Source organism: Acidobacteriota bacterium (assembly GCA_040752915.1).
GTDB lineage: Bacteria > Acidobacteriota > UBA4820 > UBA4820 > DSQY01 > JBFLVU01.
Genome location: JBFMHB010000023.1, coordinates 13,646 through 33,282, shown reverse-complemented (window position 1 = coordinate 33,282; position 19,637 = coordinate 13,646). Strand labels below are relative to the sequence as shown.

The 19,637-nt window shown below is 68.0% G+C and carries 14 protein-coding genes; 8 read left to right on the top strand and 6 right to left on the bottom strand.

Features of this window, described 5'->3' with window-relative positions:
* Window positions 1-5 precede the first annotated feature (5 nt).
* From AB1824_06150 to AB1824_06140, 3 genes are all read right to left on the bottom strand, one after another.
* On the bottom strand, window positions 6-2,744 hold the full coding sequence (locus tag AB1824_06150) for a pitrilysin family protein (protein ID MEW5764542.1): 2,739 nt from the start codon (window positions 2,742-2,744) through the stop codon (window positions 6-8).
* 63 nt (window positions 2,745-2,807) lie between these two features.
* The gene (locus AB1824_06145) at window positions 2,808-3,017 is read right to left on the bottom strand and encodes an Arc family DNA binding domain-containing protein (protein ID MEW5764541.1); all 210 of its coding nucleotides are present in this window, start codon (window positions 3,015-3,017) and stop codon (window positions 2,808-2,810) included.
* Window positions 3,018-3,026: 9 nt separating this feature from the next.
* On the bottom strand, window positions 3,027-3,920 hold the full coding sequence (locus tag AB1824_06140) for an SPFH domain-containing protein (GenBank protein MEW5764540.1): 894 nt from the start codon (window positions 3,918-3,920) through the stop codon (window positions 3,027-3,029).
* 130 nt (window positions 3,921-4,050) lie between these two features.
* Here AB1824_06140 and AB1824_06135 point away from each other — a divergent pair, with 130 nt between their 5' ends.
* From AB1824_06135 to AB1824_06110, 6 genes are all read left to right on the top strand, one after another.
* Complete coding sequence (locus tag AB1824_06135; protein MEW5764539.1) at window positions 4,051-4,458, top strand: hypothetical protein; 408 nt, start codon at window positions 4,051-4,053, stop codon at window positions 4,456-4,458.
* Window positions 4,459-4,528: 70 nt separating this feature from the next.
* Complete coding sequence (locus AB1824_06130) at window positions 4,529-7,837, top strand: PDZ domain-containing protein (protein ID MEW5764538.1); 3,309 nt, start codon at window positions 4,529-4,531, stop codon at window positions 7,835-7,837.
* 100 nt (window positions 7,838-7,937) lie between these two features.
* Entirely contained in the window at window positions 7,938-8,846 is a 909-nt protein-coding gene (locus tag AB1824_06125; protein ID MEW5764537.1) for an alpha/beta hydrolase, read from the top strand.
* A gap of 307 nt (window positions 8,847-9,153) precedes the next feature.
* Window positions 9,154-10,221 carry a methyltransferase domain-containing protein gene (locus AB1824_06120; protein MEW5764536.1) on the top strand — a complete coding sequence of 356 codons (1,068 nt, stop codon included), beginning with the start codon at window positions 9,154-9,156 and terminating at the stop codon, window positions 10,219-10,221.
* Between the two features lie 130 nt (window positions 10,222-10,351).
* Window positions 10,352-10,906, top strand: a complete 555-nt coding sequence (locus tag AB1824_06115; protein MEW5764535.1) for a GNAT family N-acetyltransferase — start codon at window positions 10,352-10,354, stop codon at window positions 10,904-10,906.
* Complete coding sequence (locus tag AB1824_06110) at window positions 10,903-12,636, top strand: Xaa-Pro peptidase family protein (GenBank protein ID MEW5764534.1); 1,734 nt, start codon at window positions 10,903-10,905, stop codon at window positions 12,634-12,636. Before AB1824_06115 ends, AB1824_06110 begins: the two co-directional genes overlap by 4 nt.
* On the opposite strand, the gene AB1824_06105 is transcribed toward AB1824_06110, so the two are convergent.
* Together AB1824_06105 and AB1824_06100 are read right to left on the bottom strand one after the other, a co-directional pair.
* The gene (locus AB1824_06105; GenBank protein MEW5764533.1) at window positions 12,611-13,570 is read right to left on the bottom strand and encodes a PrsW family intramembrane metalloprotease; all 960 of its coding nucleotides are present in this window, start codon (window positions 13,568-13,570) and stop codon (window positions 12,611-12,613) included. The two genes, AB1824_06110 and AB1824_06105, sit on opposite strands and share 26 nt — an antisense overlap.
* Window positions 13,571-13,573: 3 nt before the next feature.
* Entirely contained in the window at window positions 13,574-14,527 is a 954-nt protein-coding gene (locus tag AB1824_06100; GenBank protein MEW5764532.1) for a homocysteine S-methyltransferase family protein, read from the bottom strand.
* A 176-nt stretch (window positions 14,528-14,703) separates the two neighbouring features.
* Between AB1824_06100 and AB1824_06095 the strand changes: the two genes are divergently transcribed.
* Together AB1824_06095 and AB1824_06090 are read left to right on the top strand one after the other, a co-directional pair.
* On the top strand, window positions 14,704-16,572 hold the full coding sequence (locus AB1824_06095; GenBank protein MEW5764531.1) for a phosphoenolpyruvate carboxykinase (ATP): 1,869 nt from the start codon (window positions 14,704-14,706) through the stop codon (window positions 16,570-16,572).
* Window positions 16,573-16,576: 4 nt separating this feature from the next.
* Window positions 16,577-17,275 carry a DUF3047 domain-containing protein gene (locus AB1824_06090; GenBank protein ID MEW5764530.1) on the top strand — a complete coding sequence of 233 codons (699 nt, stop codon included), beginning with the start codon at window positions 16,577-16,579 and terminating at the stop codon, window positions 17,273-17,275.
* Between the two features lie 15 nt (window positions 17,276-17,290).
* Here the strand turns inward: AB1824_06090 and AB1824_06085 are convergent, their stop codons facing one another.
* Entirely contained in the window at window positions 17,291-19,630 is a 2,340-nt protein-coding gene (locus tag AB1824_06085; GenBank protein ID MEW5764529.1) for a pyridoxal phosphate-dependent aminotransferase, read from the bottom strand.
* Between the last annotated feature and the right edge of the window lie 7 nt (window positions 19,631-19,637).

Genomic DNA, 19,637 nt, shown 5'->3' with positions numbered 1-19,637 from the left:
GTTTCTCACCGCGCGTTCGGAAGGCCGGATGGGGTGCGGGGGGTCAGGGGCTTCCCCTCGGGGTCCCAGGATTCGGGTTCGGGGAGTCCGGCCTCCCGAAGCTGGGGCAGGACGGCGGCCCGGTCCCCCACGAGAACGACCGTCAGCGAGTTCCAATCGAACAACCCCAATCGGGCGGCCACATTCACCGCTCCGGGTTCGAGGGCTTCGAGCGCGGCGTTCGCGGAGGGGAGGGCGTTGACCGGGCGCCCCGCCGAGAGAGCGTCCGACAGGGCACCGGCGAGACCTCCCGCCGTTTCGGCCGCGGCGAGAAGGTCGAATCGGAGAGAGCGCGCGGCCTTGGCCGCCTCCTCCTCCGTCACGTCCCCCGAAGCCAGGCGGTCGAATTCCCGCCGGAATTCCACAAGGGCCTTGCCGGTCACTTCCGTCTGCACGGCCGAGTAGGCCAGGAGCCATCCCTGGCCCCCCTCCTCGATGAGGAGGCTTCGGGCGCCGTAGGAGAAGCCGTGCTTCTCACGGATGTTCTGCATGAGCCGGCTCGTGAAGGTGCCCCCGAGCACCGTCGTGGCGCAGGCCCGCGCCGCCCGGTCCGTCTCGTTCGAGGGAGGAGCCGTGGGCCTCATGCACAGCAGATACGTCTGAGGGGCACCGGGCCGGTCCACCAGGATCAGCCGCCCTTTGGCCTCCACGGCGGGAGGGTCGTCTGGGGCGGGTCCGTAGGAAGCCTTCCAGCCCGCCAGACGCCGGTCCAGCTCGGCCTTCAAAAGGGAGGGCTCCACGTCCCCGGCGAAGACAAACCGGCAACGGGAGGGCTGGATCAGGCTTCGGTGAGCCGACCGCGCATCGGCGGGAGAGAGGGCCAAGAGCGTCTCCTCGAAGCCCTCCGGGGGTCTTCCTCGCGGGTCCTCGCGGCCGAAGACGGCGGCCCTCGCCACGAGGCTCGCCACGCGTTGGGGGTTCTCGGGACGCGCACGCACCGAATCCAGGGCCTGGGCCCTTTCCCGCTCGAAGTCCGCGTCGGCGAGCGTGGGCCGAAGCAGGGCGTCGGCAAAGAGGTCGAGGGTGGGGCCGAGGCGGTTGGCGAGACCCTCGACCGTGACCGTGAGATCCCTCCATGCAGACCGGGCTTCGACGGAGGCGCCCAGGTCGTCCAGTGCATCCGCAAACGCGGCCGCGTCCCGGCCCCCCGCGCCCGAGGTCAAGAGCGTGGCGGTCAGGGAGGCCAGGCCGGCCTGGGTGGGCGGGAAGAGGCTCTCGCCGCCCCTTGCCACCGCCGCGCCCGAAACGAGCCCCGTGCCAGGGCGAGGCACGACGTAGAGGCGCGCGCCGCACTCGAGGTCCATCTCCACCGGAACGGGAAGCCGGACGGCCTTCTCTGGAAAGGCCGGAGGCATGGCGTCGAGGACCGCGGGATCGGAGGCGGTCCCCTCGGGAAGGACCCTCAGGTCCAGGCGCCCTTCCCCGAACACCTTCCCGCACCAGAATCGAACCTCCGCACCCGACACATCCAGCCACCGGCGGAGGTCTCTGCGGAAGGAGTCGGGGTCTCCGAAGGCCCACTGGTAGGCGTTGATCTGGTCCGCGCGCTCCTGGAGGCTCTCCATCCGGCGCAGGAAACGAGCCTCGATCTTCGCCTTGGCCCGCTTCAATTCGGCTTCCGAGGGGCCTTCCCTTTTGAGGAGGTGGATCTCCTCCAGGACGATTCGTTTGATGCGCTCCAGATCGCCCCCCTGGGAGGCGATGACGTCTACCGTGAACTCGCCGTTAAGCCGTCTCGAGTCCTGGTACACGTTCACCTCCTGGGCCATCCGTTCGTCGAGGACCAGGCGGCGATGGAGGCGGGAGGCGGCCCCATCCCCCAGGGCCATGGCGGCGAGGTCCATGGGGGCGTCCCCTTCGGAGTAGGCGGCCGGAGAGGGCCAGACGAGGAAGAGACGGGGAAACTCCACCTGGTCCAGGAGGAGCCTCCGCACCTCGCCCTTCAGGGCGGGCTCGGGCGCCGTCAGCCGTGGGGGGATCGGGGCGGCGGGAACGGCTCCGAAGAGCCGGGTCACGAGGTCTCGAACGGCGGAGGGGTCGAAGTCGCCCGCCACCACGAGGGTGGCGTTGGAGGGAACGTAGTAGGTGGCGAAAAAGTCCTTCACGTCCTGGAGGGTGGCCGCCTCGAGGTCCTCGTGGCTTCCGATGACCGGGTGGCGGTAGGGGTGGCCTTCGGGGTACAGCGCTGCGGGCACGGCGAGGAAGGCGCGGCCGTAAGGGGCGTTCTCGTAGCTCTGGCGCCGCTCGTTCCTCACGACGCTGCGCTGGAGGTCCAGTTTCTCCTGGGTCATGGCCTTGCCCAGGCCCTCCATGCGATCCGCCTCCAGCCAGAGGAGGGTGGGAAGGAGGCTGGAGGGCCCCCACGAGTAGTAGTTGGTGCGGTCGCTGCTGGTGGAGGCGTTGTTGGCTCCGCCTCCGTTTTCCATCAGCACGTCGAAGCGGTTGCCCGGCGCCCGCCCGGTGCCCATGAACATGAGGTGTTCGAAAAGGTGGGCAAATCCCGTGCGGCCCTGGGCCTCGTCCTTGGAGCCGACTCCGTACCAGAGGTTCACGGTGGCCTGGGGGAGCCGGTGGTCTTCGTGGAGGATCACGGTGAGGCCGTTGGAGAGGGTGAACGTTTCGCACGGGGCGTTCTGGGCCGAAAGATCCACGGCGGCGAGGGCCAGGAGAAGGGCGGTACGGATCACGGTGCGCAAGAAGTGCATGGGGGGCTCCTCGAGAGGGGGCCGGCGGAGGTGGGCCACCGGCGGCCGGGCTCGCCGCCCACTCTAACCTTCCCGGTGGGGCGGGGCAAGGCGCTCCTCCCCGCCGGGGCCCTCCTCCAGCGGGGCGGAGCGCCGTCTTCGGCGCTCCTCCACCGCTCGTCTCAGAATGTATTCGATCTGCCCGTTCACGCTCCGGAGTTCGTCGGAGGCCCAGCGGTTCACCTCCTCCCAGAGTTCGGGGCTCAGCCGGAGCAGAAAGGCTTTCCTGGGCACGGGGGCCTCCTAGTAGAGCGTGCCCGCGTTGATCACCGGATGGGCCTCCCGCTCCCCGCACAGCACCACGAGAAGGTTCGAGACCATCTGGGCCTTGCGCTCCTCGTCGAGCTGGACGATCCCTTCCGCCCCCAGGCGGTGAAGGGCCATCTGCACCATTCCGACGGCGCCCTCGACGATCTTCTGGCGGGCGGCGATGACGGCGGAGGCCTGCTGGCGCTTGAGCATGGCCTCGGCGATTTCCGGCGCGTAGGCCAGGTGGCTGAGGCGCGCCTCCACCACCCGCACCCCCGCCTTGTCCAGGCGGGCCTGGAGTTCCTTCTCCAGGGCGCCCGAGACCTCGTCGAGGTTGCCGCGCAGGGAAATGACGGCCCCTTCCTCTTCCCAGGCGTCGTAGGGGTACGAGCTGGCCAGATGCCTCAGGGCCGATTCGCTCTGCACCGTCACGTACTCCACGTAGTGTTCCACCTGGAAGCAGGCCGCGAAGGTGTCCTCCACCTTCCAGACGACGACGGCGGCGATCTCGATGGGGTTGGCCGCGCTGTCGTTCACCTTCAACTTCTCCGAATTGAGGTTGTGGAAGCGAAGGGAGATCTTCTTCTGGGTGGCGAAGGGGTTGACCCAGAAGAACCCGTTGCGCTTGACCGATCCCTTGTAGTCTCCGAAGAGGACGATGACGGCGGCCTCGTTCGGCTGGAGGATCAGAAAGCCCTTGGTGGCCAGAATGGCCAGGAAAAGGAGGATCATGGCGACGATCACCAGGGAGATCCCTGGACCCGTTTGGTTCTGGGACAGAAGGAAAACGCCCCGGAGAAAGACGGGAAGCGTGAGGGCGAACAGAAGAACGTCGAGAATCACCATGAACCAACCCGACTGCGGCAGATACGGTCTCTCGTTCGACATGGCCAGCGTCTCCTCTTGTGTGCGATCAAAATGATATCACCATGAAATCGTCTTGTCAAGGGCTTTCCTGGCCGGCCCCGCATTTCTTCCGAGAAGGCCCCCGTGTACACTCGAGCAGGAGAGGCGGACCATGGCGGGGACCAAGGCGGCGGGATTGACGGCGGCGGCGGTCGCCGCGGCGGGCTGGGCTCTCTGGATCGCGCAGAAGGGGCCTTCGGCCCCGGTGGTGCCCCCCTCCGGGTTTTACGATGCCCTTGTCTTGGCGGGCGCCCCGGCGGTCCTCCTTCTCGCCGTTTTCCTGGGGGTGCGGTGGCCCCGCGAAACGGGGGTCCTCCTCCTCCTCGGCGCCTCCCTCGCCTCCCTCGGCGTGGGGCTTCGACCCGGCGTCTACGCCCGGGACTTCTTCCTCGCTTTTTCCCTCACGGTGTTGCCCTCCCTGCTGGCTGGGGCGCTCCTCATGGCGGCCGGCCGTTCGAGTTCCTCCGTCCCCCCGCGGCCAAGACCCGGGGCCGAAACAAAGCGGGCCGTGCGCCCGTAAAGCACCGGGGGGTGGGTGCATCCCCGACGAAAACCTAGGGACCCTTACGAAACCGATGGAGGAGTAGGCGATGAGAAATCCTCTTTACGCCGCGGCGCTCCTGTTGGCCGCGGGGATGGCGGCCGGTGCGCAGACGGGTGAAAGCCACCTCATGCGCCTGGCGGACGTGCATGAAGACCGGCTGGTGTTCACCTACGAGGACGACCTGTGGACCGCCTCCACTCGAGGGGGGGACGCTTCCCGTCTCACCCGGGACGAGGGCGCCGAGCGGTACGCGAAGTTCAGCCCCGACGGAAGGCGGATCGCGTTCACGGGTCAGTACGACGGCGGGGTGGACGTGTACGTGATGGACGCGGCGGGGAGCCCGCCGGTGCGTCTCACCTACCATCCGGCCCCGGATCTGGTTCTGGGATGGACGCCGGACGGGGCTTCGGTCCTCTTCCGCTCCCGAAGGGAGTATCCCTTCCGAGGAGAGCAGGTGTATGCCGTTCCGGCGGAAGGCGGGACCGAAAGAAAACTCCCCGTGGACCGCGCCGGACTCGCGGCCCTTTCCCCCGACGGGAAGAGCCTGGCCTACTGCCGGCTCTCCAACGAAAACGCCACGTGGAAGCGGCACCAGGGCGGGGACGCCCAGGAAATCTGGATGGGCAGCCTCGAGAAGGCCGACTTCCGCGTGATCGCTCCGTGGAAAGGCATCGACAACTTCCCCATGTGGGAAGGCCAGGCCATCTACTTCGCGTCCGACCGGGAGGCCGGCACCATGAACCTCTTCCGCTACGACGTGGGGACGGGGGAGGTCCGGGCGCTCACCCACTACACCGATTACGACGTGAAGTACCCCTCCTCGGGGCCCGGCGCCATCGTTTTCCAGTACGCCGAGAGCCTCCACCTCCTGGATCTCGCCTCGGGTGCCGTCCGGAAGGTCGACATCCGGATCCCCAGCGACCGCGTTCCGATCCGTTCCGAATTCGTCGCCGCGAAAGCCGGCCACGGCGCCTTCGGCCTGAGCCCCGACGGCTCCCGGCTTCTGTATGAATACCGGGGGGAGATCCTGTCCGTCCCCGTGGACAAGAAGAGGGGAGAGCCCGTGAACCTGACCCGCGCCTCCGGCTCGCGCGAGAAGGATCCCGTCTGGTCTCCGGACGGAACGCGCGTGGCCTTCCTCTCGGACCGGACCGGCGAGGAGGAGGTCTATCTCGCCGACGCGGAGGGGCTCATGCCCTGGAAGCCCCTCACCACGGGCGGCCTCGGATTCCGGATGCGCCTGACGTGGTCGCCCGACTCCAAGTGGCTCCTCTTCTCCGACAAGTTCATGAAACTCAATCTCGTGGAAGCGGCGACGGGCAAGATCACGGTGATCGACCGGGGCGAATACGACGATGGGTGGGAACGGTGGGGCATCCAGGATTTCACCTTCTCTCCCGATTCCCGCTGGATCGCCTACACCAAGAAGCTCGAAAACACGTACGAGGCCATCTACCTCTACAGCCTGGACTCGGCCAAGTCCACACCGCTGACCGACGGCATGGCCAACTCCTGGAGCCCCTCCTTCGATCCGGGGGGGAAATACCTCTACTTCCTCTCGGACCGGGCCTTTCATCCGGTCATGGGGACGGTGGGCCAGGACCACGTCTTCTTGAACATGGCCTCGCCTTTCCTGGCCGTCCTCAAGGCCGGAACTCCGTCTCCCTTCAGTCCGGAGTTCGAGGCCTCGGAGCCCTCCGCCGAGGCCAAGGACAAGAACTCCAAGGAGAAGGCCAAGCCGGGAATGCCCTCGGGGCCGTCCATCGACCTCGCCGGATTGGCCGAACGCGTCCTGCCCGTCGAGGGAGTGGAACCCGGCAACTACTTCCGGCTCGAGGCCACGGAGTCGGGATTTCTCTTCCTTTCCAAGACCGAGCCCGAGTTCCTCAAGTACCAGACCGTCACCGACGCCAACGAAACGTCCTGTGACCTCATGGCCTACGATCTTTCCGAGAAGAAGGCCGAGAGCGTGACCTCGGGCGTCGAGAACTACCACCTTTCGGCGGACCGGAAAAAGATGGTGGTTCGATCCAAGGGGACCTTCTCCGTGTCGGGGACCGGCCAGAAGGCCAAGCCCGATGAGGCCGTGGACCTTTCGGACGTGAAGGTCCGGGTGGACCGGATGGCGGAGTTCGGCCAGATCTTCGACGAGGCCTGGCGCATCGAGCGCGACTGGTTCTACGACCCGAATCTCCACGGCCTGGACTGGAAGAAGACGGGGGACATGTACCGGCGCTTTCTTCCGAACTGCGGAAACCGGGCCGACCTCAACTACCTCATCGGGGAGATGATCTCCGAACTCAACACGGGCCACACCTACGTGAGCGGTGGGGACCTGGGGGACTCGGGACCGCGGTCCACCGTCGGCCTTCTGGGATGCGATTTCGAAGTGTCCGACGGCGGAGCGTTCCCTGTCATCCGCCACATCCTCCCCTCCTACCCCTGGGACTCGGACCACCTGTCGCCCCTCCGGGCGCCCGGCCTCCCTGTCCGGGAGGGCCAATACCTGATCGCCGTGGACGGGGAGACGATCTCTCCCTCGTCGAACCTGTACGCGTATTTCGAGAACAAGGCGGGGAAGACGGTCCGCCTCACGGTGAACGACCGGCCCTCCAAGGAGGGCGCCCGCACCTTCCGCGTCAAGACGCTTCGGAGCGAGGCGACCCTGCGCTACCGGGAGTGGGTGGAACGCAACCGGGCGTATGTGGACAAGGCCTCCGGGGGGGCCGTGGGGTACGTGCACCTCCCCGGCATGATGGAGGACGGCCTCATCGAGTTCGCGCGGTACTTCTATCCCCAGATCGACAAGAAAGCCATCCTCCTGGACGCCCGGTACAACGGGGGCGGGTTCACCAGCGGCATGATCATCGATCACCTGGAGCGAAAGGTCTGGGCCGTGACCCAGCCCCGAGAAGGCAGGCCCTCCCTGAACCCCGAGGCGGCGTTCTGGGGCCCTTACGCCCTCCTCATCAACGAGGACACGGGCAGCGACGGCGAACTCTTCTCCGAAGCCGTCAAGATCAAGGGACTCGCCAAGATCTTCGGGATGAGGACCTGGGGAGGCGCCTTCGGCATCGAGGCCCACCAGGACCTCGTGGACGGTGGGACCGTCACGCCTCCCCAGTTCGGCCTTTACGGGCTGGACCGCCGCTGGCTCATCGAGGGACGGGGCGTGGACCCCCACGTGGAGGTGCAGAACCTGCCCGGGGAGGTCTTGAAGGGAAAGGACGCCCAGTTGGACGCCGCGCTGGGATACCTGATGGACCTCGTAACCAAGAACCCCCAGGAGGTCCCTCCGCCCCCGCCCTACCCCAACAAGGCGAGGCCGGCCGGGTCCGACATCTCCAGGCCCTGATCCCGTCGCAACGGATGGCCCAAGGCGCGGGGGCACGGTTCGCCGTGCCCCCGCTTCCTTTCATCACGCTTCAAGGTATGCTGTGGGTGGAGGTCGATCGATGCGCGGATCTCGGGAACAAGCGGCGGCGTGGGCCGGTGCGGCGGTCTGTCTCGTCCTCACGCTCTTCTCCTGCGCCCCCCGCGGCGCGGTGGGCCGGGAGGGGCTCTCACCGGCGCCCGGGGCACCGCCCCGCCTGCTGTGGGTGCAGGGGCCGGAGGGCCGGCTTCGCGTGGAGGACGGGGGACGGGGCGGGATCCCCGTCGTTTTCGTCCACGGGCTCGGAGGCGACCGCCGGGTCTGGGCGGCCCAGCTCGAGCACCTCCGGAAAACGCGTCGCGCCATCGCGCTGGACCTGAGGGGCCACGGGGAGTCGGACCCCTCGCCCGACCCGCGGGGCGCCTACGCGCCCCAAGGCTTTGCGGAGGACGTGGAGGCCGTGGCGAACGCCCTCGGTTTGAAGAGGTTCGTCCTCGTGGGCCACAGCCTGGGGGGGGCCGTCGTCGGGGCGTATGCGGGCGACCATCCCGGCCGCGTGGCCGGGCTCCTCTTCGACGACCCCGTGGGCGCCCTCAATCAGATTCCGCGGGCGAGCATGGAGTCCTGGCTGGAGGGTTTTTCGAGTGAATCCTACGATGCGTACTGGCCCGTCTGGCTGGGCGAGATGCTGGCGCCGGCGAAGCCTGAGGTGCGCGACCAGGTGCTGAAGACCTTCGCCTCCACGACCCCCGAGGCGGTCCGTGCAGCGATCATGAGCCTGAGTCTCTACGACCCCGTCCCCGCCCTGGAAAGGTACCGCGGACCCATGCTCACCGTTGTCACGCCGGAAAACACCAAGCCCTTTTCGCTCCATAACGCCGTGGCGGGCCTGCCGTACCGGATCGTGCAGGGAACGAGCCACTGGATCATGATGGACGACCCCACGGCCTTCAACGCCATCCTGGACGAGTTCCTTCAGAAGCTGAGGTAAGGGCTACCGCCGCGGCGCCGATCTGTGACGCGGGTCACCTCCCACCGGGCCGGGGGAGGCAAGTGGGAATCCTTCCATCGCCTCGGCGTTCCACCGTACAGAGCAAGATTCCATCCCATTTCATTTGAGGGGCCGAACGGAACGGGACGAGCCCGCGGATTCGCCTTCTGCGCCTCGGACCTTCCGCGAGAAAGGCCGCCATCAACGCCTGCCGCCGGCGGGTCCCCCCCCGGAAAGGGCCGTCCGGCTTTGAATTCAAAGGGCGCTCTCGCCCGGGAGGGGCGCCCCCAGCCAGAAGGAGCACACCATGCCTACCCCAACCCTCAACACCAAGAAGGTGGAGGACCTCAGCCTCCGCGTCGTGAACGACATGGGCGGCGCGTTCACCATGGCCCTGGGATACATCGGAGACCGCCTGGGCCTCTTTCGCGTTCTGGCCCAGGAGGGCCCCATGTCGAGCGTGGAGCTGGCCCAGAAGATGGGCCTCAACGAGCGGTACGTCCGGGAGTGGGCCAAGGCCCTGGTGGCCGCGGACTACCTGGACTACGACCCGAAGTCGGGGCGCATCCACATGACCGAAGAGCAGGCCCAGGTCCTCGCCAGGGAAGACAGCCCCGCCTTCGTGGGTGGCGCCTTCCATTTCACGACGCCGTCCATCTACAACGTTCCGAAGATCCTCGAGGCCTTCAAGAAAGGAGGCGGCATCGCCTACTCGGAGATCGGAGAGGAAATCCCCGAGGCCATCGAACGCTTCTTCCGCCCGGCCTACGTCAACTTCCTGGCCAGGGACTGGGTGGGCGTGGTGCCCGGTCTGACGGAGAAGCTCCAGAAGGGGGCCCTCGTGGCCGATGTGGGATGCGGGGCCGGCCAGTCCTCCGTGGCCCTCGCCAAGGCGTACCCCAAGTCGAAGGTGGTGGGCGTGGACAACGACGCCCGGAGCATCCAGCGGGCCCAGAAGCTGAAGTCCTCCCAGAGGGTGGACAATGTGGAGTTCATGCAGGCGCCCGCCCATGAACTGCCGAAGAACAAGAAGTACGACCTGATCTGCAGCTTCGACTGCATCCACGACATGGCCGATCCGAGGAAAACCCTTCGCACGCTGCACGACGCCCTCGCCGACGATGGGGTGTACCTCTGGTCCGAACCGGCCACCTCCGACCAGCCTCTCGAGAATCGGAACCCCGTGGGCCGAGCCTTCGCCGCCGTGAGCCCCCTCCACTGCCTCACGGTCTCCCTCGCCAGCCACGGGGAAGGCCTGGGCACGCAGCTCGGCCTCAAGGGCGTCCAGGAACTCGCTCGGGAGGCCGGTTTCACCAGCGTGGAGCCCCTTCCCATTCAGAACCCCCTGCACCGAATCTACGCGCTGCGCCGCTGAGACCATCGGGAAGCCGCGGCGGGCGGGGATCCATTCCTCCCCGCCGCGGCCCACCCTGGGGGGCTTTCCGGCCGAGTTCTCGTGAGATAGACTCGGATTCTCGGCCAGGGGGCCTTCCAGGGAGGTCCGTTTGGATCATCGTCCGGTCCTGACCACGGAGCGCCTCCTCCTTCGACCCTTTTCGCCGGATGACGCCCCCCACCTGGCCCGCCTGTGCGCGGACCGCGAAATCGCCTCCACCACCTTGCTCATCCCCCATCCGTACACGCTCGAAGACGCCCGCTCCTTCATCCGGACCCAGACGGACGCGTGGGAGCAGGGAACGGCGGCCGTGTTCGCCGTGACCCTCCGGGAAACGGGGGAGCTCCTGGGGGCCATCGGCCTGCACTTGGAGCGGGAGCACCACCGGGCCGAGGTGGGGTACTGGATCGGAACCGCCCACTGGAACCGGGGATTCGCCACGGAGTCGGTCAAGGCCGTGGTCCGGTTCGGCTTCGAGGATCTTGGGCTGCACCGGATTCACGCGCACCACTTCGATCGGAACCCGTCCTCGGGGCGGGTCCTCTTGAAGGCCGGCTTCGAGTTCGAGGGAACCCTCCGGGACCACGTGTTCAAATGGGGCGCCTACGAGGACTGCCGGCTGTACGGCATCGTGCGCGGCGTCGAGGGAGAGGGGACGCGATGATTCGATGGAGCCGGGCCTTGGTGTGGCTGGGGGCGGCGCTGGGGGGCGCCGTTTCACCCGCGGCGGCGTCGGCCTACAAAGGAATGGCCGTGGGTCTGCCGCCCGAGCCTTCCCTCCTCGTCCTCGTTCTGCGCATCCTGGCGGGCGGCCTGGCCCTGGTTCTCCTTCTGGCCGGGGGTAAGGCGGCCAGGTTGTCCGCAGGTGCCTTCTTCCTGATCGTGGGCGGCGGGGTGTCCTATTTCTTCCTCTCCTCCCTTTCCTACCTGCTCGCCGCGGCCGGCGCCTTCCTGTTTCTCGCCGTCCTGATGCGGGTCTTCCTTCACCTGCCCCGTCTGGCGTCGGCTCTCTTGGCTCTCTGGCCCCTGCCCCTGGCGTACGCGGCGTATGTCCTGAATCAGGGAACGCTGCGCCCCAAACCCATCCCCCTCCTCGTCCTGGCGGCCGGGGGGGCCCTCCTCGGAGCGCTCCTTCCCAGGGCGGGCCAGGTCCTCCAGGCCTCCACCCTGGGCGCGATCCTTCTGGGGGCCGCGACGCCCTGGGCGGAAGGGTATTGGATTCTGGCCGCGGCCGCGGCGGTTTCCCTGGCCTGGCAGGCGCTTCTCCTTTTGTGGCTGGCCCCGGCGCCCCTCCCCTGGACCGAATCGGCGGAGGTCCGGTCCCGGCGACTGAGACACGAGTGGCGGCAGGCTCTGAAGTGGGGAGCCGGCATGCTGCTTCTCGTGTTCATGGCCCCTTCGCTGGTCGCGCCGGCGCCGGGGTCCGACGAGGCCCATCCAGGGCGGATGGACGCGCTCCGCAAATCGGGCGGGCTGGGCCGTCCCGGGCTGCTCCTTTCCGCGGCGGACTCCTACTACCTGTTCGGGAAAGCCCACCCCGTGGCCATCCTCTCGGAGGGCGGCGGCTGGGCCGCCCGTCTGGCCCTTCCCTGGGTGGGGGCGAGTCCCTCCAAGAAGGTGCACGGGCTGCGAACGGTGAAGGACGCGCAGGAAATCGACCGCATCCGACGGGCGTCGGCCCTCACCGCCAAGGCGATGGAGAACGCACGGCCCCTCATCCGGCCGGGTGCGAACGAGTCGGAGGTGGAAGCGGCCGTGCTGGCCACCTTCCGGAGCCTGGGGGCCTCCGGGCTTGCCTTCGAGCCCGTCGTGGGGTCCGGGCCCAACGCCGTCCGGCCCCACTACATGGACAACGACGCGGAGCTCCGGGATGGCTTCCTGGTCCTGGACATCGGCTGCATGGTGGAGGGGTATGCTTCGGACATGACGCGGACCTTTCCCGTGGGGGAGGCCACGCCCGCCCAGAAAGCGCTTTATCGAACGGTGCTCCAGGCCAAGGCCGCCGCCTCCTCCGCCGCCCGTCCCGGCGCGCCCTACGCGAGCGTGGACCAGGCCGCCCGAGTCGTCATCGAGAAGGCCGGCTTCGGGCCGTACTTCAGCCACGGCATCGGCCACCATGTGGGAATCAAGGTTCACGATGTCCATGCCGGGGTGCTGGCCCCGGGGATGGTCGTGACCATCGAACCGGGAATCTACATCCCGGCGGACGCCGAGGTGGATCCTGCGTACAGAGGCCTTGGCGTTCGGATCGAAGACACCTATCTGATCACCCAGGCGGGGGCCGAGCGTCTCGGGGGGTATCCCGAGGATCCACTCGGGCTGGCGGACGCAGACCGTCCGGTCGATCCTCCGGAGGGCGGCCAGCCCCTCAAGGACCCGGACAAAGCCTTGTGATTTCCGAACGAAGGCGTTCCAGGTCCTCCTCCCCGCGAGGGCCCCAACCCTCCTCCCGCCTCCTGCGCCCAAAGGCGAGTTCCACCAGGGCCCTTCTCAGGGGCTGAACGGCGCCCTTCTGGATGTGGGGGCCCCGGTAGCCCGAGAAGGGGAGGACCGCCAGGGCCTTGAGGGGAATCCGATTCTCCCGGACCTCGTGTCGAAGCCGGTTGACGATCCACCGCCTCTCCACGGCCCAGAGAAGAGGGACCACCATGAGAAGTCCGACGCCGCCCACCCAGTGGACGAACAGGGCCGCCGCGACTCCGGGGAGGTCGAGGGAGGCCAAAAGGTTGTGGAGAGCGTGAAGCCCGACGGCCGCCGCCAGCCCCATGGGGGGAAAGAAAAGGACCGCGAGGGGATTGCGGTGGAAGACCCGGCCCAGACCGAACCCGATTCCCGTGAGCGCCGTGAAAAGGGAGTGGTTGAGCATGAAGCCCAGGTTCCGGACGCCGAAGACGAGGGCCCCCAGCTCCACTCCACCCTGGGAAAGGGCCCCGACGAAATAGAAGAGGTCCTCCACGAAGGAGAACCCCACCCCGACGGCGGCCCCGTACACCATTCCGTCCAAAACGTCGTCGAATTCCTTTTGATAGAGCAAGACGGCGAGGAGCAGGGCGGCCGCCTTGGCCGCCTCCTCCACCGGCGGAGCCAGGAAGACCGTGCCGAGCAAGGCCCCCATTTGCGGTCCCGCGAGGGCCTGGAGGGGAACCTGCACGGCCGTTTCGAGCACGCAGGAGAGCAGGATCGCGGGGACGGCCCCCCATCCGGCGCACAGGAGCAGAATGGACCAGGGCTCCCGCTCGTACCGGTCGGCCAGCCAGATGAGGGCGAGGAGGAGCGCGGAAAGGGGAACGTTGACCGCCAGGTACAGGGCCAGGGACGCCAATCCCATCGGCTACCCCGGTCCCGGACCGCCCATGGCATGGACCAGGGCGCGGAGGTGCCGGGCGTCGGAGCCGCAGCAGCCTCCCAGGAGGCGCAGACCGAACCGGCGGTGAAGGTCCAGCAGGCCGGCGCCAAAGGCCTCGGGGGCCTCGGCATCCAGCTCGGGCCTCCCATCCAGTTCCTCCGGGCTCAAGGGCGAGGTGTTGGCCTGGATACCCAGAATCCTGTCCAGACATCGGTTGGACCCCGCCCGGGCTCGCGCCGCCGAGAGAGCGGCGGCCGCGTTGCGGGAGTGGACGCAGTTCAGCATGTGAAGGAGAGGCGGAGGGGACGTTTCCTGGTCCACCCGGTCCACCGCCTGCTCCAGCGGAGTCCCGTCGAGGAGGTGGCCCGAGGGCCGCACCACGTAGCTCGCCAGGTAGGGAAGCCCCGTTCGGGCCATGGCGCGGCACAGGCCAAGGGCTTCGGGCAGGGTGCACTGGGTGGCCGCCTGGAATCCGTCGACGCCCGCCCGGGCCAGGGCCTCCGCCTGGGGACCATGGAAGACCTCGGCCTCCGCGGCGGGAAGCCCCTCCTCGGGCCGATACGAATCCCCCCGGCTTCCCATGAGGCCGAGAACGAGCACCCGTTCCCCGTACGGACCCCACTCCCCGCGCAGATCCTGAAGGAATCGGACTCCTTCCCCGTTCACGTCGGAATCCTCCAGGCCCGCGGCACGAAGCCTTTCGAAGTTGGCCCGCCAGGTGGGCGAGAGAAGGATAAGAGGGACGCCCGCCATTCGGCCGACGTCCAGGTACTCCTCGTAGATGCGGCGGAGGGTGCGGCGTCCCGCTTCGGAGAGAACCAGCGCCGCGTGCACCACGTGAGAATCGAGCCGTACCGCCGGGTCCCGCCGAAGGCGCTCCACCACGGCGCCCTCCAGGAGGACCCACGGTGCGGAGCGGATAACGGCAGAGACGTCCATGCACGATCCCTCGAAAAAGCCTCGCCCGCAGATTGTACCTCACGCCCGTGCCTCCACACGCATTGCCCGCATCCGTCATGGGGCCACTTGGCGGACGGGCCGTCCCCCGCCCCGTCCACACTTGCGCAGGAACCTCCGGGAGCCCTATTCTGGCTGCTCGAGAGGGCGAGGGAGCCATGGCCAACGGACCGTACGATCCGGATGTGTACCGAAGGTTCGCGGAAAACCTGCGAGCCTCCCTTGCCGGGGACAATGTGGAACGGGCGTCCATGCGGCGTCTGCGGAAGCGGGCCTTGCAGACGGCCTTCCGCACGCGAAGCGGCGCCCCTCTATGGTGGTCGGCCGTCTCTTCCCGCGTCGCTTCCAAGACCGTTTACCTCGGGTCCGGGTCGGATGTTGTCCTTCCACGGCCCAGCGCAGAACAGCTGTCCATCGTGGCGCGCGCGCCCGAGCAGCTCCACAAAGTGCTCCAGCTCGTGCGCACCATGCCCTTCGTTCACGCGCGGAGGCAGATGGGCGACAACCCCGAGTTCAACCCCATTTGCAACCTCTACGTGTGCACGGCCGACGCCAAGAACCACCGCCTGGCCTACGAATGGGCCTCCACCCTGGGCGACGTGAAGAGGGGGCGGCCCGGGCCCGAGTTCTTCATGATCGACATTCCCATGGAGCACCAGCTCCGAATGCAGGTGCTGACCCTGCCCGAACAGGACGTGAACGTGGCCCTCGGAACCGACTACACGGGGGAGTGCAAGAAGGGGTTCCTCCGCCAGGCCATGTACCGCGCCGACCAGCGTGGGATGCTGGGTCTGCACGCGGGCACCAAGATCGTGAGGGCCCGCGACGAGAAGTCGGGCAAGCTCAAGACCTACGCGGTGTTCATGTTCGGCCTCACGGCCACGGGAAAGTCCACCTGGTCCTGCCACCAGCTCGGGCTCGATCCGGAGGCGGGCGAGGGAACCTGGGTGGCCCAGGACGACATCGTGTTTCTCCGCCGGGACGGCTCCTCCTACGGAACGGAGCAGAACTACTACGTCAAGACGGACGTGGACCTCACGATGCAGGAGGCCATGTACCGGGCCCTGTCCCACCGGAGCGCCCTGCTCGAGAACGTCATGGTGAATCACCGGGGGGAGGTGGACTTCCTGGACGAGCGCCTCGGCGAGAACGGGCGAGGCGTGCTCGATCGCCGTGAACTCAAGGTGAGGCGCGGCGGACGGACCGTGTCCATCTGCCACGACTCCATCAACACCCCGCCCCTCGAAGAGGTGGACGGCATCGTCTTCGCCTTCATCACCCGGCGCAACACCATCCTGCCCTTCGCCCAGCGGCTCACGCCCGACCAGGGGGTCCTGGCCTACCTGTGGGGCGAATCCAGCCACTCCTTCGCCACCGTCCCCGCCAAGGCGGGGGAATCGGTTCGCATCGTGGGGATGGACGATTTCATCATCGGCGCCCAGGGTCGGAAGGTGAACGCCTTCTACGACATCGTGAAGGACCTCTGCTCCCGCCATCCGGGGAAGGTCCACTTCCTTCAGTACAACACCGGCGGGATGGGCGAGATCATCGACGTGGATGGAGCCACCGGGAAGAAAACCCTGGTCCGGAAGGTCCAGCGGGTTCCCATCGACCTCATGGCCGCCCTGCAAAGAGGGGACCTGAGGGGCTCCAACGTATACCGCAAGGGACGCTTCGGGACCGAGGAGGTGGTTTCCGGCGACGGGCTCGACCTCTCGGCCTGGGACCCGGCGCGCTTCTATTCGGAGGCGCAGATCGCCGCCTTCGTGAGGGAGATGGTGGAGGGGCGGCGGGCCTTCACCGAGGAGATCGCCGCACAGGGACTCAAGAAGGAGATCCGCGACCTCGCCCACCGGGAACTCGATGCGGTGGACGGGCGGACGCCGAAGGTGGAGCCCTGGGCCCCCGCGGTTCCCGGCGCCTCGGAGGCCGCCGAGGACCGCCTGCCCCTCTCCCCTTACATCGCGCCGTGGGAGCCGCGCCGATCGGGGCGCGACCCGCTTCCCTTCCGGAGGGGAGGCCGGTGAGTCCATGAAAACTCGCCGTCCGCTCGGGGCGGGCCTCACGCTCCTGGCCGCCGCGGCTCTCTGTGCCTCGACCCGCTCGGCCTCCGGACCTCCCGGGCCCCCCGGACCCTCCACCGTATGGGTGGAGACCTTCGCCAGCGCCGCCTCCTTCCGCGCGGATTGGACCGTGAAGAAGTGGCGGGGAGCGGTGGACCTGCTCTTCGGAACGTGGGAGGGCCTCCCGACCTTGAATCTCGTCAGCCGGTCCTCTTCGTGGGCCTTCCTTCGAAGGGTCGAGGTGGACCTGTCCAAGACCCCCGTTCTCGCCTGGTCCTGGCGCGTGGATGCGTACCCGCCTTCGGGGGACGGCCGGAGGGCCGAATCGGACGACGAGCCCGCCCAGGTGTACCTCTTTTTTCCGGGCAAAGGGCTTGCCGGCAAACTCCAGCCCCGAATCCTCGGCTACACCTGGGAAACGGTGCCCGAGGCCGGGACGTTCTACCATTCGCCCAAGAACGACGAGACCCGCGTCTTCGTGCTGAGAAACCGCCGCGATGGCCAGGGGGTCTGGGCCTCGGAAGCGAGGGACGTGGCGGGGGACTTCCAAAAGGCCTTCGGGGAACCGGCGCCCGCGCCCCTCGCCGTCTGCTTCCAGATCGACTCGGACGACACCGCCTCCTCCGCCCGAAGCGCCTTCGCCGCCCTCCGCTTCACGTCGCGCTGATCCCGGATTCTCCCCTCAGACCGCCGACAGAGCGTCCACCAGGAGTCGGGCCTGGGCTTCGGGGCTCCCCACCGAAGTGTTGAGCAGGACGGTTCGGCCGAGGGCGAAGAGGTGCTCGTGGCGGGCTCGGAGCTGGTCCACCCGGCCCGTGTCGAGGAGGCCCAGGAGGTGGGGATTGAGCAGGGAAGGCCCCACGCCCCGGTGACCGGGCAGGCTGCCGTCGGCCAGCATGCGGGCGGCGTCCCGGGGCTCGATCGTTTTCAGCGCGGGCAAGACGGGATCCCTGGCCAGCAGCACGCAGAGCTTCACCGAAGTCCGCCGCGTGTGGCGAGCGGAACCCCCGAGCCAGTAAGGGTCCAGCATGAGCCGTCCGTCCACGCTGGCCGCCGGGCAAGCGGCGGCGCCCTTGTCCAGGGGGCACGCGTCCGAGTCCTGGCAGTACTCGATCCGGCACTCCTCCCTCCGCGTGACCACGTTCTCCAGCTTGGACCGCTCCAGCAGTGCCCCGATTTCGGGCAGATGTTTGGCCCACTTGGCTTTGAGGTAGAGCTTCCTTTCCGGAAGGTCCGCCGTGGCGCCGCTCGCTCCGAGGCGGACCAGGACCACGTCGGAGGAGACCAGTCGGGCGCCGTCGCGGGCGAGGGCCGCGGCGAGGAGGCCCGTCCGCCCCGTCCCCGGGCCGCCCCAGACGAGGGCCCCCTTGCCGCCGACGTCGAGGGCGGCGGCGTGGGCGAGAAGGGCCCCGGAGGCCCGGGAGGCGGTCTCGCCCGCGAGGGCCAGGGCCGCGGAGCGGACCTGGCCGTACAGGGCCGTGTTGAAGAGGAAAGCCGTGGCCGTCTCCAGGGAGAGGTGGGCCTGGGGCTCCCTTCCGGGAGCGTCCTTTACGGCGTAGACCACCGCGTGGGGCTCGATATCCCCTTCCAGGGAGGCGGGGTAGAAGTTCTCCTGGAAGAAGTCCGCGAGGTGGGGGGAGTTGGTCCTCAGCTGGACGACGGCCCCGCACAGGGAAGCGTTCCACTCGAAGTAGCTGTCCGCGGGGAGCCCGCTCTGGGCCTCTTGTAGGAGGGCGTTCCGGGCCTCGTAGCCCGCCATGGGTCGGGCCTCCACGCAATCCCTCACCTTCGTGAGGACGTTGTTGAGGGCCCGGGGCTTCAACCGACGAGGGGCTTCCAGGCGGGCCAGGGCGCGGGAAATCCGGCGCAGGCCCTCCTCGATCCGATCCATGGAAGAGGCAAAGGAGAGCCGCAGGTGCTCGGGTGCCTGGAAGGCTTCCCCGGGAACCACGGCCACGTGGGCTTCCTTGAGCAGGTAATAGGCCAGGCCATAGGTGTTCCGGACCGGGGCTCCCTGAAACTCCTTGTCGAGGTACGCCGAGACATTGGGCAGGACGTAGAAGGCGCCCGACGGGGTTCCGCAGGACAGCCCCGGGATGGACTGAAGCCGGTAGACGATGGCGTTCCGGCGCCGCTCGAACTCCTGGCGCATCCTCTCCACATCGGTGGAGCAGGATCGCAGGGCCTCCACGGCGGCCTTCTGGACGAAGGACACGGCGTTGGAAGTGGCGTGGGACTGGATCTTGGAGCAGGCCGAAATGATCTCCTTGGGTCCCGCCGCGTAACCCAGCCGCCAACCGGTCATGGAGAAGGCCTTGGAGAAGCCGTTCACCACCACGGTGATCTTGCGGATGGCCTCCCCGAGGGAGGCGATGGAGACGAACCGCCGCCCGTCGTACAGGAGCTTCTCGTAGATTTCGTCGGAGAGGACGAGGACCTGCTCCTTCACGCACACCTCGGCCAGGGCCTCGAGGTCCTCGCGGGAGTAGGTGGCCCCCGTGGGATTGCACGGATAGTTGAGCACGAGGGCCTTGGTGTTGGGCGTGATGGCGGCCTGCAGGTCCCGGGCCTGAAGCCGAAAGCCCTCCTCTTCCCGGGTGGGGACGAGGACCGGGTTGGCGCCCGCCACGCGGACCTGATCGGGATAGGAGACCCAGCAGGGCGAGGGGATCAGAACGTCGTCGCCGGGCTCGAAAAGGGCAAGGGCCAGATGGAAGAGGTTGGCCTTGGCGCCCGTCGAGACGATCACCTCCTCGGGCGAAAAGCGCAGGCCGTTATCCCGCTCGAGCTTTTCGCAAATCGCCCGCTTGAGTTCGGGGATTCCGTCGTTGGCCGTGTACTTGGTGAAACCGGCGTCCAGCGCCGCCTTGGCCGACCGGATCACCGGGTCGGGCGTGGGGAAGTCGGGCTCCCCCACGGAGAAGTCCACCACGTCCACGCCCTGGGCCCTCATTTGCTGCGCCCTCGCCGTGATCCGGAGGGTGGGGCTCATCCCGATTCGGTTCACCCGTTCCGAAAGCATGCGGTCC